Raw genomic sequence first — 22,600 nt, 5'->3', positions numbered from 1 at the left:
TGTTATCCCAAAGTAACAACAAAATTTTTATAAAAAACGGTTTGACTCCTACAGGTAATTCCCCCAAAATTCTGGTAACCGGCGGAGCAGGTTTTATTGGCTCACACACGGTCGTTTCTCTGGTTGAAGCTGGCTTCGAACCGGTCATTGTCGACGATTTCTCCAACTCTGAACGTTCCGTTCTCGCCGGTTTGCGGACCATATTGGGTCGCGATGTAGTCTGCTACCCAGCCGATTGTAACGATGCTGCTGCCATGGAAGCGATTCTTCAGAAAGAAGCGATTTCGGGCGTCATTCACTTTGCGGCTTACAAAGCGGTAGGAGAATCCGTTCAGCAGCCGATGAAGTACTATCGGAACAATCTTGATTCGCTGATGCTTCTGCTCGAATTGATGCCAAAATATGGGATTAAGAACCTCGTGTTCTCGTCATCCTGTACGGTCTATGGCCAGCCCGAGCAGTTGCCAGTTACAGAAGAAACGCCCCGACTACCGGCTCAGTCGCCATACGGTAATACCAAAGCAATCAGTGAAGACATCATCCGCGATACGGTTCAGGCCAACGTGCCCATACGAGCTTTAGCGTTGCGCTATTTCAACCCAATCGGGGCTCATCCGTCGGCAGAAATTGGCGAATTGCCGTTGGGTGTTCCGGCCAATCTGATTCCGTTCATCACCCAGACAGCCGCCGGGATTCGTCCGAGCCTGACTGTCTATGGAGATGATTATAACACGCCCGATGGGACGTGCATTCGCGATTACATTCACGTTGTCGATCTGGCCGAAGCGCACGTTCAGGCGTTGCGCAAACTGAGCGAACTGACTACAGACGCCAGTTACGACGTTATCAACATCGGTACAGGCCGGGGCGAGACGGTCCTGAACATCATCAAAACATTTGAACAGGAAACCGGTGTCAAGCTCAATTACACGCTTGGCCCCCGTCGTCCGGGTGATGTTGAGCAGGTCTATGCTGATGTGACCAAAGCTAACAACGTGCTTGACTGGACAGCGAGTCGTTCGCTAGCCGAATCGCTACGGGACGCCTGGCGGTGGCAGCAGAAATTAGGTTCATAATCATCCACACAGTAGGATAGCAACTAGCCTGATCATAAACAAGTACTGCTCCTAATAAACTAAAATCGATAAAAAGAGCTCATGAAACTTCTCATTACGGGCGGTGCCGGATTCATCGGGTCGCATGTTGTTCGGTTATTCGTCACGAAATACCCGGAGTATCAAATTTATAACCTCGACAATCTGACGTATGCCGGTAACCTGGCGAACCTGTCGGACATTGAACATGCGCCGAACTACACCTTTATAAAAGGCGATATTACGGACGCGAAGTTTCTGGAAGACATGTTCACCGAGATTCCGTTCGATGGAGTTATCCACCTTGCCGCCGAATCGCACGTCGACCGTTCCATCACCGATCCTATGGCATTCGTGATGACCAACGTCGTCGGCACGGTGAATTTGCTCAACGCAGCAAAAAACAGCTGGAAAGCCGTATCGGACAGCTTCGAGGGCAACCGGTTCTACCACGTCTCCACGGACGAAGTATATGGTTCACTCCATAATCCGGAAGACTTCTTCACCGAAGACACCGCTTATGATCCGCAGTCGCCTTATTCGGCTTCCAAAGCAGCTTCGGATCATTTCGTTCGGGCCTACGGTAATACGTACAAGCTGCCGGTTGTGCTCTCGAACTGTTCCAATAATTACGGCCCGAATCATTTCCCGGAAAAACTGATTCCGCTGATGATTCACAACATCCAGACAAACAAACCGCTACCCGTTTACGGTAAGGGGGAGAATGTTCGCGACTGGCTCTACGTGGTAGACCATGCGCGCGCCATCGACGCCGTTTTCCATACCGGTAAACTAGGCGAAACGTATAACATTGGCGGCTTCAACGAGTGGAAAAATCTCGATCTTGTCAACCTGTTGTGCTCGATTATGGACCGTAAACTTGGCCGTCAAGAGGGCACATCGGCCCAACTGATCACCTACGTAACCGACCGCGCCGGACACGATCTGCGCTATGCTATCGACGCTAACAAGATCATGAACGAACTGGGCTGGCAACCATCTCTCCAGTTCGAAGAAGGTCTCGAAAAAACAGTAGACTGGTTTTTAGCCAATCAGGATTGGCTGGAAAACGTCACCTCGGGTGCTTACCAGTCGTATTACCAGGGCATGTACACAAACAGATAAGTAGTGAGCGAGCGATTGTATGACTGGCTAAAACCAGCAACATTCACTCAATCGCTCATCCACCATTCACGCATTCATCATGAAAGGAATCATCCTTGCCGGCGGCTCCGGTACCCGCCTTCATCCGCTTACATTGGCCGTTAGCAAGCAGCTGATGCCCGTTTACGATAAGCCAATGATCTATTATCCGCTCTCGATTCTGATGCTGGCGGGTATTCGCGACATTCTTATCATCTCAACCCCGCATGACCTGCCGCATTTCGAGAAACTACTCGGCGATGGCACACGGATCGGCTGCAACTTCAGCTATGCGGTGCAGCCAAGTCCCGATGGACTGGCGCAGGCTTTTGTTATCGGCGAAGAATTCATTGGCGACGACAAGGTAGCGCTGGTTCTGGGTGACAACATTTTCTACGGATCAGGCTTATCGAAACTACTTCAGGCCAATAACGATCCCACGGGGGGCGTGGTTTATGCGTATCAGGTTCAGGACCCGGAACGGTATGGCGTTGTTGAATTCGATGATGCGTTCAATGTTCTCTCCATCGAAGAAAAGCCCGAAAGTCCGAAATCTCATTATGCGGTTCCTGGCCTGTATTTTTATGACAATGAAGTCGTTGAAATCGCCAAAAACATTAAACCTTCGCCCAGAGGTGAGTTGGAAATTACGGATATAAACCGGGTATACCTGGAGCGTGGCAGTCTGAAAGTTGGTGTTCTGGACCGGGGAACGGCCTGGCTCGATACCGGCACGTTTGCTTCATTAATGCAGGCGGGTCAGTTTGTTCAGGTTATCGAAGAACGGCAAGGCCTGAAGATCGGCTGTATCGAAGAGATCGCTTACCGGATGAAATTCATCGACGCGAATCAGTTGGCAGAGATTGCCAAGCCACTCGTCAAAAGTGGCTATGGCGAGTACCTGCTCAATATACTGAAATAGCATAACAGCCTATAGTTCGCACTAAAAAGCGCCAGGGGATCACCTCTGGCGCTTTTTTATATGTCTAATTACAACACGAATTCAACCACTGGATAAATTAAATAGTTACTAATTTGTAGTAAAGGTGAAAGAGCGAATCCTCTGCGGCAAAAACAAACAGACTACAATTCCCTAAATACCAATTAGTTAAACGATTATTATTACTTACAGAGCACCTAAACTATAAAGATTAACGACAAAGTAACCAATATACATTTTATTGACTACTACGATACTAAATTTTCTATCTTTCGTCATAAGCTGTAAGCTTAGGTTATCGATGTGACGAAACGTAGCCTACTTCGCCCGCAATCAGTCATTTTCTATTAATGAATCTACAGTTATTATGAAACAACATGCAGACACGCTCACAAACGAGCTAGAAACATTTCGGACAAATGTAAAAGCGCTGATTCTACGGTTATACCGTGCTAATGTAAAAAACCATGTAGGCGAAGTGATGCCCGAAGTTTACCTGTCTGAGGAGTGGGAGTACGAAGGACAGGTCTTTAACGCATTGACTGAACGTGGACTTGCTTACATCGTTAAAGAAGAGCTTATCGAAGAATTTACCTGGAACGATCTGGATATAGAGTCTTTGGTTGAGATTGTTACTATTTTGGAAGACAAAGAATTTGATTGAATTTTACAGTATTGCTAGGCATCGGCTACGTACAGGCATATAGTCGTAGTCATTCATATAGCCGTGTGTTTTCAAACGAAGCCGTACTTGAAAATACACGGCTAATAAAAGCAAGTTTCTGTATTCCTTTCCTGAACCAGCTACAGTCAGGCAAAATCCAGCGACATTGAAAACGACCCATCAGTTTGTTTCCGCTCTTTATAGTTCGTAGCTGTGCTATAGCCCAGTGCTGTCTTTACCTGACAATACCAACCCTACATTGTCAGCCACGGCGAGAAAAGGTATATTGCGAAATAAACCCGCACAAACTAACCGATTTCGCCTAATGAGATTGCTGTTAATGAGCCTTGCCGCTATGTTGATACTCAACGTATGTATGGCACAGTCTACTCATCTTCCTCAGACCAGAACAACCTACCGAAATCCGGTCATTGCAGGCGATTTTGCTGATCCGTCGATTATACGCGTCGGCAATACCTATTACGCTGCCGGAACTTCATCAGAGTGGGGACCTGCTTACCCAATCTATACGTCGAAGGACTTGGTCAACTGGGCCTATGTCGGACCCGTTTTTGAGACTATACCAGCCTGGACAATGGGCAGTTTTTGGGCACCAGAGCTTTTTTATCGAAATGATACATTTTATGTTTATTACACTGCTCGCCGAAAATCCGACAAACGTTCATACATAGGGGTTGCCTCGACCCGCGATCTTCGCAAGGGCTTTACGGATCACGGATTATTACTCGAATGGACCACTGAAGCGATTGATGCCTTCGTAATTGACGATTCAGGCAAGCTATACCTCACCTGGAAGGCGTACGGACTCGACAAAGGCAAAGCCATTGAAATTCTCGGCGCTGAACTGTCTGACGACGGCCTGAAGGTTACGGGAAAGGCGTTTACGCTGATCAAAGCGGAACCTGCCAATTGGGAATCCGGCGGTGCCGAAGGACAGGCCATTTTCAAGCGCGGGCGTTATTATTACATGACCTATTCGGGCAATGCCTGCTGTGGCCCCCGTTGTAATTACCAGGTTGGGCTGGCTCGTGCCGAAACGCTACAGGGTCCTTGGGAAAAATATGTAGGCAATCCGGTGCTGGTCAGCGACGAAACCTGGAAATGTCCCGGACATGGAACCGTAGTCACGACGCCAGACAATCGCTACGTTTATCTTCACCACGCTTACCATGGTACTGATTTTACCTTCACCGGTCGGCAGGGTGTATTGAGCGAACTAATTTGGAACGATACAACGCAGTGGCCCGCTTTTCGATACGGCAAAACAACGCCCGCCCAGGCTGAGTCACCACTTGGTGCTAGTCAGAAAAAAGAACCGGATTTGACCGTCGACTTTAGCAAAACAATACCGGAAATTCCCTGGGTGTGGGATGTGAGTTTACCGAAGCCCGCGTTCGCTGTTCAGAATGGGCAATTACAGCTGGTCAACAGCACGGCTGAGCCAGCCGGGAGTTTCCTTGGCCTAGTCGTAAAAGATAGCACGTACACGTTCTCATCATCAGTGAATCCGCAAACCGACGTGCTGCAAAGTATATGCTTGTACGGTGATGCCAGTAATGCACTAGGGTTTGGTGTAAAAAGAGGATTAATAGAGCTTTGGCAGGTAAAAGAGGGTGTCCGTAGCGTACTAAAAACCCAGTCGATACCGGAGACAACAAACCCAATCACGATGCGGTTGCACAGCCGTTCTGGTCAATTTTATTCGTTTGACTGGAGCGCTACCGATAAAAAACCTCAGCCCTTCAACGATACACCGTTGGACGGCTCATTCCTACCCCGCTGGGACAGGGCACCACGCGTAGGCATAAGCGTATCAGGCGACCAGAAAAACCCCAGCCTTATTCGCTCCATTCAGATCGCATATGATTAGCGGAGCCAATCTGGATGCGGCATGAATACAGTGATCGTTCCATTCCGCACGGGCAACAAGAATGCGATTTCATTTAAAATGAGCGTTTAGGTAAGTCCATGATCATCAGATCGGAGATTTTCTCTATGTAAAAATCCCTGTCAATCAATACGTTGACAGGGATATCCTAACCTAACCTATGAGATGAAAAATAGTATTGCTGAGGTTGCGTATCAGCTACGATACAAAGGTAAGCAGTGAGCCAATGGTTAGGCGAGAGCAGAAACCCTCTTTTTAGGTAACGCGACACAATCGGGCAGAAGTCCGTACTTTACTACGTAGAACTACCTGATTGCTTCTTGAGAATACCGTTTAATAGACAACTACAATGTAGCCTATTGTTTGTCACAAGGTTTAGCGATAGTTTTCGGCTAAAATTCTCTCATCATTTATTACTGGAATGGCTACTATTTTCACTGAAAACGCCGGGCGTTTTTTAACTCCTCAGGAAACGAAGGCAATGACCAGGTCCTACCGTGACCAAAAATTGGCGGTGGGTCTATCGGCCAACGATTACGTTCGTTCAGAGTATTTTGGCATTAATCAAATAAACGAACTGCTCAACAAGGAAGGCTGTGTGGGTTTGCGCATTCACCACGCCAAACGCTGGGAAGATGCGGAGGGCAACCCCACGAAAGAAGGTACCGGACAACTCAAACCCCGCGTATTGTTAACGGCGGTCGATGCCAGAGGCCAGGACATTGTTACCAAGCAGGACAACCGGAGCCTGAAGGATATGTCTGTCAACAGGGGTGACGATACCCTGGGTGACGGATACACCTGCCCGCAGCACTGCCCCACTAATTCTTAGTCGTTTTGCGCTTATGGAAAGGCTGTTGCATTTTTTTGAGCGCTATCCACTTGATTTACTAGCCCATTTAAGTAGTCTCTTACCGATAATCGTTGGCTTTTTGAGACTTGACCTGTTGAAGCTTGGGATAAAATTTGTCTGGCTGTTTTTTATTTTTCACTTCCTGAAAGATACATACGCGCTGATATACATGTTCATAGTCCCGAATAATCTGTTTCTACAAAATATAGAGCCAATTATTGAGTCAATCCTGCTCGGTTTCATATTTGTCAGCTGTTACGAAAATCCTGCCCATAAGCGGCTCATCACATCGTTCACGCTGATTTGTACCCTTGTCACCCTGGCTGCCTATAAAAGCGAAGAGGTGTCATCCATCAGCTTATCCGCGTTTAGGCTGCTTGCTATTGCGCTGTCGCTCAGCTACTTTAATAAGATTCTGACCGATATGCGTGTAAAGCGCATTACAAAACATACCATGTTCTGGTTTGTCGCCGGATTGCTTATTTACTCATCGGGTACCTTTTTTATTGTGCTTTTCAGTGAATACTGGTACAAAGACATAAACAAGGTACCCGCTGAAATTTTTGATAAATACTGGAATGCCAGTCAGATTCTATACATACTATTTTGCTTCATATCGGCTCTGGGACTCTGGGTAAGCAAATACGATCAGGAAAATCTGGCATAGTAACTTATTGACGCCAAAAGAGTTAATATACTGTGTTTCACCACTTGCTCACGGGTGCGGTCAACCGTTTGGAGTAAGCCTATGATTAACCAATTTTACTGTGATAGGCTTTGGGCCTAGTTTAGATATGCATTCATGGATTCTGGCTTCGTAATTGCTTTTGGTACGGCAGTACTGTTGACGATGGCTGTGTTCATCATCATCTTTGTGGCCTATTATCAGCAAAAACAGGCCAAACAACTACTGGCACTCAAAGAATTACAGGAACAACACCGGCGTGAGCTGATGGCGGCTACCTTCCGGGGACAGGAAGAAGAACGCAGGCGACTGGCTGAAGATCTGCACGATGGCATTGGTACGATGCTGTCGGTGACGAAAATGAGCCTCAATCAACTGGAGCGGCAGATAGAGGGCGATACGATCCGGATGAATCTTCAGATTACGAAAACCCGGTTGATGATTGATGAGACAATGACCAACGTCCGACGCATCAGCCGGGATCTGGTACCGACCACGCTCGAACGGTTCGGATTGATAGCAGCGCTGGAGGAGCTGATCGATCGAGCCAGTGACCATGAACTACAGGTGCACCTGAACTGCCCCGAACATATGGATCAGTTGTCGCCCGCTATTGACCTGATGCTGTATCGAATTGCGCAGGAACTAGTCAACAATGCCATTCGACATGCCCGCGCCCACTCCGTTACCGTTCAATTGCAGTTCGACAACGAAGCCGTACGATTATCTGTTCTGGATGACGGTGTCGGGTTCGATTTTGACGCCGTTACCGAAAATAAACTGAGTGGGCTGGGTCTTCGCAATATAGAAAGCCGTCTGAGCGTCGTTGATGGCCACGCTACCTTCGATGTGGCACCAGGACGGGGGTCTCAGATTCACGTGCAAATCTATCTGCAAAGCCCGCAGGCGGTTGCCTTGTCCAGTTAATTTGCTTGTCTGTGTAGTTGTTCGTTTGTTTGCTTACTTATTTCACCGTTTGGTTGTTTGCGTTGTGCCCGCTAACTACGACAAATAGACCAACATAGTACCAAACAGCACCTTACCTCCCACTCCCATGCGAAAAATTAAACTGGCACTTTGCGACGACCATACGTTATTCCGGGTCGGACTGGCTACAATTCTGGGACAGATTTATGATTTCGACTTGATTCTCGAAGCCGGAAATGGCCGGGAGCTTATCGACAAAATTTCCCGTAAAATGCCCGATGTCGTACTGCTCGATCTGCAAATGCCAGTCATGGACGGGACCGCCACCGCTGACTATCTCCGCGAAAATCATCCATTAATCAAGATTGTTGTACTCACCATGCACGATGAAGATCGGATGGTGCTTCATTTGCTCGAAAAAGGCGTTAGCGGCTATTTGCTCAAGGATGCCGAAGCGGGCGAGGTAGAAAAAGCGATCCGAAAGGTAATGGACGAGGGCGTTTATCTGAACGAATTCGTTTCGAAAGCGATGCTCCGGAAGATGACCAACAAAACGACTGTTACCAAACCAGCAAACCCGTTTTATAACAGTAAAATTCTGCTATCAGAACGCGAGAAAGAAGTATTGGTACTCATTTGCGAAGGGCTGTCCACCAACGAAATCAGCGAGAAAATCTTCCTTAGTCCACGTACCGTCGAAGGTCACCGGCTGCGTATTCTCGAGAAAACGGGCACAAAAAATACGGCGGGTATGGTAGCCTATGCCTTTAAAAACAGCCTCGTTTGAGGTGTAGGATCGAAACGAAAATCCTACACCCCGAAGCGATTTACAAACTTCCCGTCTTCCCGCCATCAACCGGTACATTGATACCATTGATCGATGCCGCTGCGGGCGTACACAGAAAGGCTACCGCAGCCGCGACCTCTTCGGCGGTGGTGAAACGGCCTGTCGGGATTTCGCTCTCCATCTGCTTCGCCACTTCCTCTTCAGTTTTGCCCGATGATGTTGCGCGCATGGACAACACAGCATCCAGACGGGCTGTACGCGTGTAGCCGGGCAACACATTATTGACCGTAATACCAAACTGGGCAATTTCCAGCGACAGCGTTTTAGCCCACTGCGCCACCGCTCCCCGGATCGTATTGGACACGCCCAGACCCGGAATGGGTTGTTTAACCGATGTGGAAATGATGTTTACAATTCGCCCGTAACCCGCTCGTTTCATGGCCGGAACAACCGCCTGAACCAGGGTCTGGTTATTCAGTAAATGATTATGAAAGGTTGTCACAAACTCGTCCGGTTTGGCGTCAATCAGGGGACCACCCGCCGGACCGCCCGTATTGTTGATGAGGATATGAACGTCAGGAAATTTTTCTAAATGATCTGCGATAGCGGTAGCAACGGCTCCCGGCTGGCTAAAATCGGCGACCAGATAACGGTGGGTTTGCCCTTTTGTCGTATCCAGATCGGCTACTGTCGTTTTGAGGGTCTCTTCATTTCTGGCAATGAGAACAATAGAGGCACCCAGCAAAGCCAGTTCGATAGCCGATGCGCGGCCAATTCCCTGTGTGCTACCGCCAACGAGGGCCGTTTTTCCGGTTAAATCAAGATTCATCGTGTTGGGTTGTCTGTTAGTCTGCCAATTGGCAGTTAAACCATTTGGAACGTACATGCGTATGTTTCGTAAACAAACGAAAAATTCATGACACGTTCTACGATTCCGGTAGTGGCAATCGGGCTGATAGGGTCCATGCTGGTAGAATTAACGGCATTGACAACACCCGATCCAAAAATTAGTACAGCCCCCCTTAATTCATCGATGCTGAGTGTGCCGGTCGACCATAGCGCCTATGACCGACTTCTGAAAAAGTACGTAAACGAACGAGGGCTTGTCAATTACAAAGGCTTCAAACGTGACGAGAAAGAGCTGCAAAAGTACCTCGACTTGATCAGTAAGAACCCGCCAACCGACAAATGGAGCAAAAATGAGCAAATGGCGTACTGGATCAACGCGTATAATGCCTATACGATTCAACTGGTCCTGAAACATTATCCAATTGCCAGCATTAAGGACATTGGCTCCAAGATCCAGATTCCCTTCGTCACGACGCCCTGGGCCAGTAAGTTTTTTAAAATTGGTGATGAAGAAATGAGCCTCGATAACATCGAACATAGCATACTCCGCAAGAAATTCAACGAACCACGTATTCACTTTGCGCTGGTGTGTGCCGCCCGGTCGTGTCCCCGGTTACGGACCGAAGCGTATACCGCCGACAAGCTCATTGCTCAACTGGACGACCAGGGAAGTGATTTCCTAAATAACCCGGCTAAAAATGCGATTACTCCCCAAAAGGCCAGTTTGTCTAAATACTTTGACTGGTACAAGGGCGACTGGAAGGAAAACAACAAGTCAGTTGATTACTGGGTCAATCAGTATTCCAAGACCAAAATTAATAAGGATACCCCTATCTCGTACCTGGATTACAACTGGGCGCTCAACGAACAGTAACGCGTGGCCCGTTGAGGAAGTCGCAAAAGCAGTTTATGACACCTGGCCTGAACTGTATTGACCTTACGTTGTTTTCTGTTTATTGGACCTATGCCTACTGCTACTTGCCATGCCTAAACGTATTTTATACTGGTTCCGTAACGATCTGCGCCTGCACGATAATGAAGGATTCGCGCAAGCGGTTGCTACCGCCGATGAGGTGCTGCCGGTCTTTGTTTTCGAACCTCGTTGGTTTGACGAATTGCCGGAACTGGGTTTTCGAAAAACCGGCACATTCCGTACTACGTTCCTGCTTGAGGCCGTAGCTGACCTGCGCAAATCGCTACAAGCCAGAGGAGCTGATCTGATCATACGAGTCGGCCATTCGGCGAAGATTCTGGCTCAACTGGCCGAAGATAGTGAAGCCGACGCTATTTACGCCAGTAAGGAAGTGACAGAGGACGAGACGGATACCGAGTCGGACCTGAGCAAGCGGCTGAAACCGCTCAATATCGATCTTGACCTGTTCTGGGTATCGACGCTGTATCACGTTCGCGATTTGCCGTTCTGGGTTTCGCGGTTACCGAATAGCTTCACCAAGTTTCGTCATGAGGTTGAAACGTACACAAACGTCAGACAACTGATCCCTACGCCCCAGACGGTTCAGCCTGTTCATAGCGTTGATGCCGGAGAGTTGCCCACCCTAGCCGAACTCGGTTTTTCGGACGAGGAGATCACGCAATCAAAGCAGTCAGCCAGTTCGACCGCCATTCGCTTTACCGGCGGAGAAACGGCCGGTCTGGAGCGACTACAGCGATACATCTGGGAAAATGAATTGATCAAAACGTATAAAGAAACCCGTAACGGTCTCCTAGGTGAGGATTATTCGTCCAAATTTTCGGCCTGGCTCGCCTTGGGCTGTTTATCGCCCAGGTTTATCTATCACGAGATCAGTCGATTTGAAGTGGAGCGCGTCAAAAACGACTCGACCTATTGGCTGATATTCGAACTGATGTGGCGCGATTTCTTCCGTTTTGTCGGGCTTCGTTACGGAACTCGGCTCTTTAAGCCCAGCGGCATTCAGCAAAATCTGGCCAAAACCTGGGTTCGTGATCCGGCACTGTTCAGACGATGGGCTGAAGGAAAAACCGGCATTCCATTTATTGATGCCAACATGCGCGAGTTGAACACCACCGGTTTCATGTCCAACCGGGGTCGGCAGAATGTCGCCAGTTTTCTGGCCCATGACCTCGGTATTCTCTGGACATGGGGTGCCGCTTATTTTGAAAGCCTGCTCATCGACTATGATCCTTGCAGCAATTGGGGCAATTGGAACTATGTTGCCGGCGTCGGAAATGATCCCCGTCCCGATCGCTGGTTCAACGTATATAGCCAGGCAAAGCGTTATGACGAGCAGGGTGAATTCGTGAAGCACTGGCTTCCTGAACTGGCAACCGTTCCATCCGCGAACGTACACGCGGTCTACAATTTGTCGCCGAGTGAGCAGGCGCAATACGGTGTGATTCTTGGTGAAACCTACCCTTTACCAGTCATCAGCCCAGACAAATGGATAACAGAAGAAAAAAACCGTTGACGTATATTTCAGGTTACAGTGTAGTGGGTTTTGTTCATCTTTGACCCAGCAACAACTTTTCCCATCTTAACAGACATGTCAAAAACATTAATTATTGTGGTGGTTCTTGCCCTGATTTTGGGCATGTATGGCTGTAGTTCGTACAACGGCCTTGTTCAGAACGATACGAACGTACAGGAGAAATGGGCGCAGGTTCAGACGCAGTATCAACGTCGGGCCGACCTGATTCCAAACCTGGTTCGGACAGTTCAGGGAGCTGCTAATTTCGAGAAGAGCACATTAACGGCCGTCATTCAGGCGCGGGCCAACGCAACAGGAATAAACCTGAACGCCGACCAACTGACTCCCGAAAATATCAAGAAGTTCCAGGCCGCGCAGGATCAATTGAGTGGTTCGTTGTCTAGACTGTTGGCGGTAGCAGAAAGTTACCCGAACCTAAAGGCAAACCAGAACTTCTCAGAGTTACAAGCCCAATTGGAGGGAACAGAAAATCGTATTTCTGTCGCGCGAAACGACTTTAATGGCTCCGTGAAGACCTATAATCAGTCCGTACGGTCATTCCCGAACAATATCTTCGCCGGTATTTTCGGCTTCCCGGTCAAAGGATTCTTCGAAGCGTCGCAGGCAGCGCAGAACGCACCTACGGTTCAGTTTTAAGGCATAAAGTATATTTATTGACTAGTTGTAAAGTCCTGCTTGTTGAGGCTTTATAACTAGTCAATTTCATAAGGCTGTAACTTCCCCGCTATGACGAACCCGTTCACTTCCGAAGACCAGCAACGTATTGTGGATGCCATTCGACAGGCTGAAAAAGCGACATCGGGTGAAATTCGGGTCCATGTCGAGCGGCACTGTGCCACCGCCGATCCCGTTCAGCGGGCCATTGAGGTATTTGCGCAGTTAGGTATGCACAAGACTAAACTGCAAAACGGCGTCCTGTTTTATCTTGCCCATGCTGACCGGAAATTCGCGGTAGTAGGCGATAAAGGGATCAATGCCAAAGTTCCTGCTGATTTCTGGGAGACTACGAAAACATTGCTCCGTGGCCACTTCTCGACCGGGCATTACGCCGACGGCTTACGCCTGGGCATTGAAAAAGCGGGCCAGCAACTCCAGCAGTACTTTCCGTACGACGGCGCAACCGACACTAACGAACTCGCCGATGAAATTTCGTTTGACTGACACTTCCGTGAATGTACCCACCTTTTTATACCAAACGATTAAAACGATTGGACTGGTAATTCTGCTGCTGTTCCTTGCCGTTCCGGGCAATTTACGGGCACAGGATTCGGCAACTGACGACCCCAGCAATCCGAATAACGTTATACCGAACAAGCCAAACCCACCCCGATTAGTTAATGACTTTGCGGGCATCCTGAGCAGCAACGAAAAAAGCCAGCTTGAACAAAAACTACGAACGTATAACGATTCGACATCGACGCAGATCACAATTGTCATTGTCAAAACGACCGAGCCGTATCCTATCGGCGATTTCGCCTTTCAGGTTGGCCGAAAGTGGGGTGTAGGACAGCAGGGAAAAAATAACGGGATGGTGATTGCCTGGGCAACGCAGACGCGCAAGGTCTTCATCGCACCCGGCTACGGCCTTGAGGGAGCCATTCCTGACGCCATTGCGAAACGGATTATTACCAACATCATAGCGCCAGCGTTCAAGCAGGAACAGTATTATCAGGGTCTTGATGCAGCAACGACGGAAATCATCAAGCGGGCCAATGGCGAATACAAAGCCGATCCGGCTCAGGCCGATGGTGATGGCTGGGGTCAGTTCCTGATCTGGGGAATTGTGATCTTCGTTATTATCATCTTTATCTCGCGTCGGAGCGGTGGTGGTAGCAGTGGCAGTAATCGTGGCGGAGGTTTCTTTCCACCGGTCTTTTTCCCAACGTCAGGCTGGGGTAACTCTGGCGGAGGAGGCTGGAGCGGTGGCGGTGGTAGTAGTGGTGGCGGCTTCGGCGGATTTGGTGGCGGTAGCTTTGGTGGCGGTGGAGCTGGCGGAGATTACTAAGTCTAGATCGATAGCATCGATAACAGGGAAATAGGTAATTGGTAGAATCGGGTAATTCCCAACTACGAATTACCCATTTTTCGTTCATCCCCTCATTTGCGTCTCCGTCCCAGCGGAGCGGCAAGGTACGTAGCACCGACCAGCGCAGCCAGCAATAGAATTCCAACGATTTCAAAGGGCAACACATACTCGGTCATGAGCTGTTTACCAACCGTATTGACCGTCGTCTGCCAACCGATCGGTCGAGTCAACAGCGTAAAATTGGCCCGTGCCAGCAGGGTATACAAAGCGATGAACAAAGCTCCAGCCACAACCAACGCAATTAGCCAGGAATAAGCCCCGGCCCGATTCAGCGCAGGAATGCTGTTCGGCAACTGGCTGGTCGTATCGACGGGTGAGGGTGCTTTGTGCGTGAGCATAATCCCGAAAATAACCAGTACCAATACGCCCCCTACATAAATCATGATTTGCGCCACTGCCAGAAAATCAGCGCTGGCTAACACGAATAAGCCGGCGGCTCCCAACAGGGTTAACAAAAGAAAAAAGGCAGCATACAGTACGTTACGGGTCAGTAACACAGCCAGTGCTCCGCCTAAGGTCAGAGCGGAAAATCCATAAAAAGCTAGTTGAACCACTACTTTGTCTGTTTTCTGATTAGGCTGATGGTAACTCGTCGTCCGACGGCGGGTTTGGCGGAACCACTTTCGGCTTCATAGTTGGTCGAAAGGCGGGTTTTGGCTTAGGCGCTTCCGCAATGAGCGTTTCCGGAGATTCTCCTGCCTCCTCGGCTGTTGACGGTTCCATGGCTGGTTCCGCAGGCTCAGTAGCAACGGGAACCGGCTTAGGCTTCATGGTTGGCCGAAAACCGCCCACTGGTTTTGGTGTGGGCACTTCAACTGCTGGCGGTGCAAGCGTTTGGCTATCTACCGCATCCGTACGGACTTCTGGTTTATCTGAATCTACAGCCGTAGCAGACTGAGTAGCCTTAGGTTCTATGCTTGGCGGAGAACCTGAGACGACAGGGTCAACTTCCGCCAACACAGGAATTTCATTACCCTTCTTATCCGTATTAGTTTCGCTTTCGTCGGCGGGTGAGGGTGTGCTCGTCGAAACCGTTTTCGGTTTCATAGTCGGGCGGAAAGCGGGTTTCGGTTTAGGAATCTCCAAAACGGGCGCTTCCTGAGGTTCCTTTGCGTCATCGGCTGTTGATTCCGTAGCAGATTCAGCAGCGGACAGAGCCGATTTGGGCTTCATTGTCGGACGAAATGCCGGACGAGTGGTTGCTGCTGGCGCAGAAGTTTCGCTGTTAAGTGGAGGCTCGGAGGTTATGGCGGGTTCCTCTGTTGACAGCTGTGGTGGCTTCATCGTCGGACGAAAGGCCGGTTTAGGCTTGGCAACTTCAGGAGCATCTGGATCGGTAGGTTGCCCGGCAGGTTCACTACTGGCAGGTTTTGGCGGCTTCATCGTTGGCCGGAAGCCGCCGGGAGCCGCCTTAGGTTTTGGTGTATCATCCACCGGTTTCTCCACATCAGCTGACCCTTGTTCCAGCACGTCTTTACGTGCCTCTACGGGAACATTGGTTGGGACAACCGGTTTTTTCGTCGGTCGAAATACTGGTTTTTTTACTGTTTCTAACCCGCCCTGCGCAATCTGTTGCATTTCCTCCGGCGTAGCATCCGTCAATGGGTGCTCGATCGATGAACCTTCGGAATTAGCCGGCTCGGCAGGTGGTGTAGTTGCGGCAGGTTTGGAAGTTGGTCGAAACGCGGGTCTGGGTTTAGCCGCCGGACTCGCAACGTCCGAGCTGTCTATCGTAGGCTGAGCCGCAGCCTTTGCCGCAGCCTGAGCGGCCTTATGCTCTTCTTTTTCCCGAAGAAACTGCTCATACAATGACCGTTTTTCGTCGGCGACTTCGGGGGTCAGGGTAGCGAACTCATACGTCAGTTTCCCCAGTTCAAACTCACTGTAGTCGAACTTCTTGTCCATCGTCAGGCATTCCGTTGGGCAAACTACCGTGCACAAACCACAATAGCAGCACTTGGCCATATCGATGTCAAACTTGGCCGCATACAACCGAATGGGTGACCCATCCGATGCTCGGCCAACTTCTTCTGTTGCCTTAATGGCATCGATCGTAATGCAGTCTACGGGGCATATTTTTGCGCATTTGTCACAAACAATGCAATCGTCGATCTCATTACGGAGCCGATAACGGCCATTATCCGGAATAGGAAGCTGCTCGTGGGGGTACTGGAGTGTAACGAGGCCATTCTGCTGATCAAAATAGGTCGCATCAGCAATGCCCTGGGGCGTTCGGCGCTGGGTTGCATTCCGTATGTGACGGAACGTCAGACTTAGTCCTTTCAGCGTGGTTCGGATACCTGCTTTTATATCGTTGAAATAAGCCATTTTTTACAGAGCAAAGGAACAAAATCAAGACGACGAATCGGCAGAAGAACGAACAATTTCTTCTGCCGATTCGGTATCACGACTTCGTTATAGAGCTGGGAACCGATCGGGTTCGCATTCGCTCATAAGCGCATAAACCGTGTCAATGACATCATCTGCGCTTGGTTTTGAAAAATAATCACCGTCCGATCCATACGGCGTACGGTGCGCCTTGGCCGAAAGTGTTTTAGGGGCAGAATCCAGGTAGCGATACGCATTTTGCTCTTCCAGTACCTGCTGCATCATATAGGCTGATGCGCCACCCGGCACATCTTCGTCGGTAAATATGACCCGGTTCGTCTTTTTGATGGACTCGACAGTAAGCTGATGAACATCGAACGGCAATAGTGACTGAACATCGATCACCTCAATGTGTATGCCTATGTCGGCCAATTGAACAGCGGCTTCCATCACAATCCGGCACATGGAACCATACGTAACAACGGTCACGTCGGAGCCCGTTCGCAATATTTCCGGCACTCCAAGTGGCACGCAGAACTCAGCTAGATTGTCGGGCAATTTCTCCTTGAGCCGGTAGCCATTCAAACACTCGATCAACAGAGCCGGATCATCGCTTTTGATCAGGGTGTTGTAAAAACCGGCCGCCTGTGTCATATTACGCGGAACCAATACGTGAAGGCCACGTAAGCTGCCCAGCATCGCTCCCATCGGCGACCCCGAGTGCCATATTCCTTCAAGTCGATGGCCACGAGTCCGAATAATGAGTGGCGCTTTCTGACCGCCTTTCGTGCGATACAACAGGGTTGCCAGATCGTCGGTGAGGGTTGCCAGTGCGTAATAAATATAGTCAAAGTACTGAATCTCAACGATTGGTCGCAGACCACGCATGGCCAGGCCGATACCTTGTCCGATGATACTTGCCTCGCGAATACCCGTATCCGTAATCCGTATCTCGCCATATTTTTCCTGTAACCCGGCGAACCCCTGATTGACATCTCCAATCAGCCCCACATCTTCGCCAAGGGCCACCACGCGGGCATCACGGGCAAACAGGCTGTCGAAATAACGCTGCATCAATATATACCCATCCACAGGTACAGCATCATCAGCATATTGAGCCGGTACAGCCTCAACCAGCATCGGCGATTCCGGCGATTGACTGTACAGATACGAATTGTACCGGTCTGCGTTTCCCTCCTGTGTCTGCTCAAGCCAGGTTTTTAAGGGTTGTCGGGTAGAACTTGTCTCATTTCGCAGAATCCGAAGCGCTTTTCGAATCGCACTGACAGCGTCCCGGCGCAAGGGATGAATCGTTCGACGAAGTTCTTCCCGAATAGCCATCAGTTCAGCGGATCTCGGATTATGACGCGCTACCTGTTGGAGTAGGCTTACAGCCGAATCGAAATCGTCTTTCGTTGATAGTTCAAATGCACTCCAGGCTTCGGCACGCGCCTTTTTGGCCGTTTGCTTGGCATCCGCTTCAATACGTTCCAGTTCATCCTGAGTAGCGTATCCGTTGGTCAGAATCCACTCCCGAAACATCCGATTGCAATCATGTTCGGCTTCCCACGTCAATCGATCCTTTGTTTTGTAGCGTTCATGCGACCCCGATGACGAGTGCCCCTGCGGCTGGGTAAGCTCCTGCACGTGAACCAGTACGGGAACGTGCTCCTCCCGGCAGATGCGGGCTGCCTGTAGATAAGTTTCCAGCAACGCCACGTAGTCCCACCCCTTTACGGTGAAAATCTCGATGCCTTTTTCGTCATTACTTTCCCGCTGGAAGCCGGCCAATGCTTTCGAAATACTTCCTTTTGTCGTCTGGTATTCGACAGGTACCGAAATCCCGTATCCATCGTCCCAAACTGACATCAACAGAGGCACCTGCAAGACACCGGCCGCGTTCATGGTTTCCCAGAACATGCCCTGCGATGTAGAAGCATCACCGATTGTGGCAAATACTATCTCATCGCCATGATGCGAAAAATTGGTCAGGGACTGGAGCACCTCATTATTCCGGAACAATTTGGACGCATAGGCTAAACCGAGCGCCCTCGGAATCTGTCCGGCAGTTGGCGATATATCACAAACGGAATTGAACAGTTCCGTCTGATTCCGCCATAACCCATTTTCATCAAGCCATCGTGTAGCGAAATGACCGTTCATAGACCGACCTGCGGTATTGGGTTCGGCCGCGATATCGGTATGAGCGTATAGCTGGGCAAAAAGCTCTGTCCATTGAAGTTCGCCCAGGGCGGCTACGAACGTTTGATCGCGGTAATAGCCCGAACGAAAATCGCCCCGGTGAAACGCACTGGCGGCTGCAATCTGCGCCAGCTCTTTGCCATCGCCGAAGATTCCGAATTTTGCGCGTCCGCCCATCACATCACGACGACCCAGTATGCTTACCTGTCGGCTTTCACAAGCCATTCGATAATCAAGTAGGATTTTTTCGCGAGTCAGAATATCGGTTGAGAGGAGTTGTTCGTTGGCTATCACAGCAGAGCTACGGGTTGAAAGCGTCCAACATTTTATTTTTTTGATGAGGTGGTCAACACGGGTCGTCCAGCTATCATACGAAAGTAAATTTAAGGCAAAACAACTCAGCTTTCAAAAAAACGATTTTTTCTGTTTCTTTGTTAAGTCAACAACAGGCAGTTAGCGTTTGGCAAACTCTTTGCTACTGTGTTGATTTGTTCCGTTTCTTATTTAAACAGCCAAACCGTAATTCCGTTTAGTCAAATGAAAAAATTTCTTTCACTTTTCGTAGCTTTATTTGTGTTCGTAGCAGTTGGTTACGCGCAAAAGGGAGTCCTGAAGTTCGCTAAAGAAACGCACGACTTTGGTAAAGTTGAGCAAGGCAAGCCAGTAACCTACGTGTTTGAGTTCAAAAACACGGGTACTGATCCTGTCGTAATCAACGATGCTACCGCTTCCTGTGGTTGCACAAAGCCAAGCTGGAGCCGCGAACCAGTAATGCCAGGCAAAACGGGCAACGTATCGGCTACGTTCAACGCTGCTGCTGCCGGCCCGTTCAATAAAGCCGTTACAGTAACGAGCAATGCAGAAAGTGGCCAAACGGTCCTTTATCTGAAAGGTGAAGTCGTTGCGCAGAAAGAAGCACAAACGGTCGCTACGCCCGCTGTCGCTCCAGCCGGTAAAGACAAGAAAAAATCACGCTAACACGCTGAAGGGTTAATAGTGTGGTCAAGAAAAGCATCTGGTCGTTTACTGGATGCTTTTTTTTGTGCAGTATCTGTTCGGTTATGACGTATCTACTATCGACCGGACGGTTCCTCTCCCGTCAATATTCTTCTTCTTCACTAAGAGTCCGGGACAGCGCTAGAGCAATACGTGGGCCAACATCGCCAGGCAAATTTTCCGTTGAAACACTTAATACACCTGGTTTGGCAATCGCAATTTTGAAGAAGTCTACATCACCAGCCGGATGAACAGCGGTTTTAAGGGCCTGCCCACTACTGACCTGTTTGGCGGTGATGAATGATTTATTGCACTCGAATATATCTGAATCATTCAGTGTTATCTTACAATGCTTATAGCGCTGAGTTCTCATCACTATAAGCATTCCGTATAAGCACATAATACGTACCAGCATCACAAACCAGAGAGCTCAAGTACATATTTTTACCCTGATAGTTATAGTCATCCGCAATTCCCTGTGTTGCGGCATTGTACACTACAATACGTACACCTACATTACTGGGCACGTTCTCAACAGCAATATCCAAAACGCCTTATTTTGTCGTCACGATTTTAAAATAATCAAGGAACGGATAGCTGGCAATTTTCAGCGCCTGTCCGCTTGTGATTTCTTTTGCTGTCGTAAACGAGTTGTTACATTCAAAAACGTCTATACTATTCAGCACGACTTTGAATTGAACGGAGTCGCGCTCGCTAAGGTAACTGGCACAGGGCGATACATACAACCGGTTGAGCGCAACCGAATCGGCTTTGATAGGTACGGCCATCCGATTTTGCATCACCGGCGACATGAGTGCCCCCGCATCGGCGGACGTAGCCATACCCAGCAATAATCCTGCATGATAGGCAATCGACCGGGTCAGCATGTTGGTACTCCACTTGACATCGTTACTGAGCAGGATCGTATAGGAGCCGTTACTTTCCTGCCGAAGTGCCGATGCTATCATAGCCGGACCACGTAGAAGGCCCTCCGACACGACAATCGGCTTGGCCTGAAGCTGATCCGGGTTTACAAAACGAACAAAGAGAATGGCCCGCTCAGAAGTTGCAAATTCCAGAAAGCTGACATTTGGACTCATTTTCTGCCACATAGCAAAACCAGCCCGGATGGCTTCCCGCTGGCTGTTGTTGTCGAGTTGAGCAGACGAATTGGCAATGGTATACCGAAAGGCGCACTCGTTAGACAGGCGCTGGCTGGCTTCATTCCGGTCCGCGCTCACATACACCTGTGGGGAGGCAGCTGGTATCTTGTCCTGATCCTGGCACTGCCAGAACGAACTACCCAGTAATAGAATGGAAATTATTGATGTAGATAGGTTTTTCATGCATACGGATCGAAACGAATAGCTGCGACTCCACCGGGTAATTTACAACTGGCGTTAATCCGTTGGTCATCAAAAATTCCCTTTTTACTAAGCGTATGCAATCGATCCGTTTGTACCAGGTTTGACGGGTTTTGTTTTTTGCGTATCATTGCTTTCGTCCCAAACGACCCATTCATGCACTCCTCTACTGTCGCCACTCCGGAGCCTGCCGTTGCTCAGCCTGCTCCCGTCCGACGCTTACTTTCCCTTGATGCTCTACGCGGCTTCGATATGTTCTGGATTATGGGCGGTGAAGAAGTGATTCATGTACTGGCAAAAACCACTGGGTGGGCCTGGGCGTTAGTCATGGCCGATCAGTTGACGCACGCGCAGTGGAACGGATTTCGTGCTTATGACTGTATTTTTCCGCTCTTTCTCTTTCTGGCAGGCGTATCAACCCCCTATTCACTCGGCAGCCGGCTTGACAAAGGCGATAGCCGGTCAAAACTAGCTCGCAAAGTCATTATACGCGGGCTAATTCTCGTACTGCTGGGAATTATTTACAACAACGGACTTTTCGAGAAACCCATCGCCGAAATGCGGTTCGGCAGCGTACTGGCCCGTATTGGTTTGGGAGGAATGTTTGCCCAATTGATCTACCTGTATATTCGCAACGAGCGGACGCGTTACGGAATTTTTGCCGGTATACTTTTAGGTTACTGGGCCTTACTATTGCTCGTGCCTGTACCGGGCTTCGGGGCAGGAAACCTAAGCATGGAGGGAAGTCTAGTCGGTTATGTAGATCGCTTGTTTATGCCGGGTCGATTACACAAAGTCATTCATGACCCCGAAGGGCTACTATCTACATTACCAGCCATTTGCACCGGGTTGCTTGGCATATTTGCCGGAACTGCCCTTCGATATGCTGGCTTAAGCGATGGCAAAAAACTTCAGCGACTCGTCGTTGGGGGCGTTGCCTGCTTGGCGTTGGGTTGGCTGTGGAATCTGGTTTTTCCAGTCAACAAAAACCTCTGGACAAGTTCATTCGTACTGGTAGCCGGTGGCTGGAGTCTACTAATGCTGAGTCTGTTTTACTGGATTATCGACATACAGAACCTGCGCCGATGGACGTTTTTCTTCATCGTTATTGGCATGAATTCGATCCTGATCTATCTGGCGAATCGCGTTATTGATTTCGAGTATACAGCGCATTTCCTGTTTAGCGGCATCCTGCACTTCTTCAGCGAGCCAATACAGCTAGTCGGTGGAACACTCGCGTTTCTGGCCGTGAAATGGCTTTTTCTTTATTTTCTGTATACCAAAAAAGTCTTTCTACGGGTCTAG

Annotated in this window: 22 protein-coding genes; 16 read left to right on the top strand and 6 right to left on the bottom strand. The window is 49.3% G+C overall.

The annotated features are described in order from the left end of the window. Positions 1-41 precede the first annotated feature (41 nt). The 9 genes from galE to GK091_RS18495 all read left to right on the top strand — a co-directional run bounded on the left by galE (position 42) and on the right by GK091_RS18495 (position 9,002). Positions 42-1,076, top strand: a complete 1,035-nt coding sequence (gene galE, locus GK091_RS18535; protein ID WP_212592984.1) for a UDP-glucose 4-epimerase GalE — start codon at positions 42-44, stop codon at positions 1,074-1,076. Between the two features lie 81 nt (positions 1,077-1,157). Beyond that, the gene (rfbB, locus tag GK091_RS18530) at positions 1,158-2,219 is read left to right on the top strand and encodes a dTDP-glucose 4,6-dehydratase (protein WP_164041382.1); all 1,062 of its coding nucleotides are present in this window, start codon (positions 1,158-1,160) and stop codon (positions 2,217-2,219) included. A 79-nt stretch (positions 2,220-2,298) separates the two neighbouring features. Beyond that, entirely contained in the window at positions 2,299-3,159 is an 861-nt protein-coding gene (gene rfbA, locus GK091_RS18525; protein ID WP_164041381.1) for a glucose-1-phosphate thymidylyltransferase RfbA, read from the top strand. Positions 3,160-3,544: 385 nt separating this feature from the next. Next, on the top strand, positions 3,545-3,841 hold the full coding sequence (locus GK091_RS18520; protein ID WP_164041380.1) for a hypothetical protein: 297 nt from the start codon (positions 3,545-3,547) through the stop codon (positions 3,839-3,841). Between the two features lie 376 nt (positions 3,842-4,217). Beyond that, entirely contained in the window at positions 4,218-5,732 is a 1,515-nt protein-coding gene (locus tag GK091_RS18515) for a glycoside hydrolase family 43 protein (protein WP_246202318.1), read from the top strand. Positions 5,733-6,171: 439 nt separating this feature from the next. Further along, the gene (locus tag GK091_RS18510; protein ID WP_164041378.1) at positions 6,172-6,582 is read left to right on the top strand and encodes a PH domain-containing protein; all 411 of its coding nucleotides are present in this window, start codon (positions 6,172-6,174) and stop codon (positions 6,580-6,582) included. Positions 6,583-6,772: 190 nt separating this feature from the next. Further along, the gene (locus GK091_RS18505; protein WP_164041377.1) at positions 6,773-7,270 is read left to right on the top strand and encodes a hypothetical protein; all 498 of its coding nucleotides are present in this window, start codon (positions 6,773-6,775) and stop codon (positions 7,268-7,270) included. A gap of 135 nt (positions 7,271-7,405) precedes the next feature. Further along, the gene (locus GK091_RS18500) at positions 7,406-8,215 is read left to right on the top strand and encodes a sensor histidine kinase (RefSeq protein WP_164041376.1); all 810 of its coding nucleotides are present in this window, start codon (positions 7,406-7,408) and stop codon (positions 8,213-8,215) included. A 127-nt stretch (positions 8,216-8,342) separates the two neighbouring features. Then, positions 8,343-9,002 carry a response regulator transcription factor gene (locus GK091_RS18495; RefSeq protein ID WP_164041375.1) on the top strand — a complete coding sequence of 220 codons (660 nt, stop codon included), beginning with the start codon at positions 8,343-8,345 and terminating at the stop codon, positions 9,000-9,002. Positions 9,003-9,042: 40 nt separating this feature from the next. Here the strand turns inward: GK091_RS18495 and GK091_RS18490 are convergent, their stop codons facing one another. Next, the gene (locus GK091_RS18490) at positions 9,043-9,831 is read right to left on the bottom strand and encodes an SDR family oxidoreductase (protein ID WP_164041374.1); all 789 of its coding nucleotides are present in this window, start codon (positions 9,829-9,831) and stop codon (positions 9,043-9,045) included. Between the two features lie 87 nt (positions 9,832-9,918). Between GK091_RS18490 and GK091_RS18485 the strand changes: the two genes are divergently transcribed. The 5 genes from GK091_RS18485 to GK091_RS18465 all read left to right on the top strand — a co-directional run bounded on the left by GK091_RS18485 (position 9,919) and on the right by GK091_RS18465 (position 14,324). Then, positions 9,919-10,725: a DUF547 domain-containing protein gene (locus tag GK091_RS18485; protein ID WP_164041373.1), complete on the top strand. Its 807-nt coding sequence runs from the start codon at positions 9,919-9,921 to the stop codon at positions 10,723-10,725. Between the two features lie 109 nt (positions 10,726-10,834). Further along, a complete protein-coding gene (locus GK091_RS18480) occupies positions 10,835-12,298 on the top strand; it encodes a DASH family cryptochrome (RefSeq protein WP_164041372.1) in 1,464 nt (487 codons plus the stop codon). Between the two features lie 75 nt (positions 12,299-12,373). Continuing rightward, positions 12,374-12,955: a LemA family protein gene (locus tag GK091_RS18475; protein ID WP_164041371.1), complete on the top strand. Its 582-nt coding sequence runs from the start codon at positions 12,374-12,376 to the stop codon at positions 12,953-12,955. Between the two features lie 90 nt (positions 12,956-13,045). Next, on the top strand, positions 13,046-13,480 hold the full coding sequence (locus GK091_RS18470; RefSeq protein WP_164041370.1) for a TPM domain-containing protein: 435 nt from the start codon (positions 13,046-13,048) through the stop codon (positions 13,478-13,480). Continuing rightward, positions 13,461-14,324 carry a TPM domain-containing protein gene (locus GK091_RS18465; protein WP_212592983.1) on the top strand — a complete coding sequence of 288 codons (864 nt, stop codon included), beginning with the start codon at positions 13,461-13,463 and terminating at the stop codon, positions 14,322-14,324. The genes GK091_RS18470 and GK091_RS18465 overlap by 20 nt, the downstream gene beginning before the upstream one ends. Positions 14,325-14,416: 92 nt before the next feature. Here GK091_RS18465 and GK091_RS18460 read toward each other — a convergent pair whose 3' ends face one another. The 3 genes from GK091_RS18460 to GK091_RS18450 all read right to left on the bottom strand — a co-directional run bounded on the left by GK091_RS18460 (position 14,417) and on the right by GK091_RS18450 (position 19,229). Next, positions 14,417-14,959, bottom strand: a complete 543-nt coding sequence (locus tag GK091_RS18460) for an NADH-quinone oxidoreductase subunit J family protein (RefSeq protein ID WP_164041369.1) — start codon at positions 14,957-14,959, stop codon at positions 14,417-14,419. 19 nt (positions 14,960-14,978) lie between these two features. Beyond that, complete coding sequence (locus GK091_RS18455) at positions 14,979-16,733, bottom strand: 4Fe-4S dicluster domain-containing protein (protein ID WP_164041368.1); 1,755 nt, start codon at positions 16,731-16,733, stop codon at positions 14,979-14,981. A gap of 87 nt (positions 16,734-16,820) precedes the next feature. Then, on the bottom strand, positions 16,821-19,229 hold the full coding sequence (locus tag GK091_RS18450; protein WP_164041367.1) for an alpha-ketoacid dehydrogenase subunit alpha/beta: 2,409 nt from the start codon (positions 19,227-19,229) through the stop codon (positions 16,821-16,823). Positions 19,230-19,472: 243 nt separating this feature from the next. On the opposite strand from GK091_RS18450, the gene GK091_RS18445 reads away from it, so the two are divergent. Beyond that, the gene (locus GK091_RS18445; protein ID WP_164041366.1) at positions 19,473-19,913 is read left to right on the top strand and encodes a DUF1573 domain-containing protein; all 441 of its coding nucleotides are present in this window, start codon (positions 19,473-19,475) and stop codon (positions 19,911-19,913) included. 121 nt (positions 19,914-20,034) lie between these two features. Here GK091_RS18445 and GK091_RS18440 read toward each other — a convergent pair whose 3' ends face one another. Further along, positions 20,035-20,304: a hypothetical protein gene (locus GK091_RS18440; protein WP_164041365.1), complete on the bottom strand. Its 270-nt coding sequence runs from the start codon at positions 20,302-20,304 to the stop codon at positions 20,035-20,037. Positions 20,305-20,485: 181 nt separating this feature from the next. After that, positions 20,486-21,277, bottom strand: a complete 792-nt coding sequence (locus tag GK091_RS18435; RefSeq protein ID WP_164041364.1) for a matrixin family metalloprotease — start codon at positions 21,275-21,277, stop codon at positions 20,486-20,488. Positions 21,278-21,451: 174 nt separating this feature from the next. Here GK091_RS18435 and GK091_RS18430 point away from each other — a divergent pair, with 174 nt between their 5' ends. Next, on the top strand, positions 21,452-22,600 hold the full coding sequence (locus GK091_RS18430) for an acyltransferase family protein (protein WP_164041363.1): 1,149 nt from the start codon (positions 21,452-21,454) through the stop codon (positions 22,598-22,600).

The organism is Spirosoma agri, assembly GCF_010747415.1.
In the GTDB taxonomy this organism is placed as follows: Bacteria; Bacteroidota; Bacteroidia; order Cytophagales; family Spirosomataceae; genus Spirosoma; species Spirosoma agri.
This window is presented reverse-complemented; position numbering and strand designations above follow the sequence as displayed.

What these genes read in the sequence shown, in the direction of transcription:
- rfbB (WP_164041382.1), top strand. Translation starts at nt 1,158, where the DNA reads ATGAAACTTCTCATTACGGGCGGTGCCGGATTCATCGGGTCGCATGTT.
- rfbA (WP_164041381.1), top strand. Translation starts at nt 2,299, where the DNA reads ATGAAAGGAATCATCCTTGCCGGCGGCTCCGGTACCCGCCTTCATCCG.
- GK091_RS18520 (WP_164041380.1), top strand. Translation starts at nt 3,545, where the DNA reads ATGAAACAACATGCAGACACGCTCACAAACGAGCTAGAAACATTTCGG.
- GK091_RS18515 (WP_246202318.1), top strand. Translation starts at nt 4,218, where the DNA reads ATGGCACAGTCTACTCATCTTCCTCAGACCAGAACAACCTACCGAAAT.
- GK091_RS18510 (WP_164041378.1), top strand. Translation starts at nt 6,172, where the DNA reads ATGGCTACTATTTTCACTGAAAACGCCGGGCGTTTTTTAACTCCTCAG.
- GK091_RS18505 (WP_164041377.1), top strand. Translation starts at nt 6,773, where the DNA reads ATGTTCATAGTCCCGAATAATCTGTTTCTACAAAATATAGAGCCAATT.
- GK091_RS18500 (WP_164041376.1), top strand. Translation starts at nt 7,406, where the DNA reads ATGGATTCTGGCTTCGTAATTGCTTTTGGTACGGCAGTACTGTTGACG.
- GK091_RS18495 (WP_164041375.1), top strand. Translation starts at nt 8,343, where the DNA reads ATGCGAAAAATTAAACTGGCACTTTGCGACGACCATACGTTATTCCGG.
- GK091_RS18490 (WP_164041374.1), bottom strand. Translation starts at nt 9,831, where the DNA reads ATGAATCTTGATTTAACCGGAAAAACGGCCCTCGTTGGCGGTAGCACA.
- GK091_RS18485 (WP_164041373.1), top strand. Translation starts at nt 9,919, where the DNA reads ATGACACGTTCTACGATTCCGGTAGTGGCAATCGGGCTGATAGGGTCC.
- GK091_RS18480 (WP_164041372.1), top strand. Translation starts at nt 10,835, where the DNA reads ATGCCTAAACGTATTTTATACTGGTTCCGTAACGATCTGCGCCTGCAC.
- GK091_RS18475 (WP_164041371.1), top strand. Translation starts at nt 12,374, where the DNA reads ATGTCAAAAACATTAATTATTGTGGTGGTTCTTGCCCTGATTTTGGGC.
- GK091_RS18470 (WP_164041370.1), top strand. Translation starts at nt 13,046, where the DNA reads ATGACGAACCCGTTCACTTCCGAAGACCAGCAACGTATTGTGGATGCC.
- GK091_RS18465 (WP_212592983.1), top strand. Translation starts at nt 13,461, where the DNA reads ATGAAATTTCGTTTGACTGACACTTCCGTGAATGTACCCACCTTTTTA.
- GK091_RS18455 (WP_164041368.1), bottom strand. Translation starts at nt 16,733, where the DNA reads ATGGCTTATTTCAACGATATAAAAGCAGGTATCCGAACCACGCTGAAA.
- GK091_RS18445 (WP_164041366.1), top strand. Translation starts at nt 19,473, where the DNA reads ATGAAAAAATTTCTTTCACTTTTCGTAGCTTTATTTGTGTTCGTAGCA.
- GK091_RS18440 (WP_164041365.1), bottom strand. Translation starts at nt 20,304, where the DNA reads ATGAGAACTCAGCGCTATAAGCATTGTAAGATAACACTGAATGATTCA.
- GK091_RS18435 (WP_164041364.1), bottom strand. Translation starts at nt 21,277, where the DNA reads ATGAAAAACCTATCTACATCAATAATTTCCATTCTATTACTGGGTAGT.
- GK091_RS18430 (WP_164041363.1), top strand. Translation starts at nt 21,452, where the DNA reads ATGCACTCCTCTACTGTCGCCACTCCGGAGCCTGCCGTTGCTCAGCCT.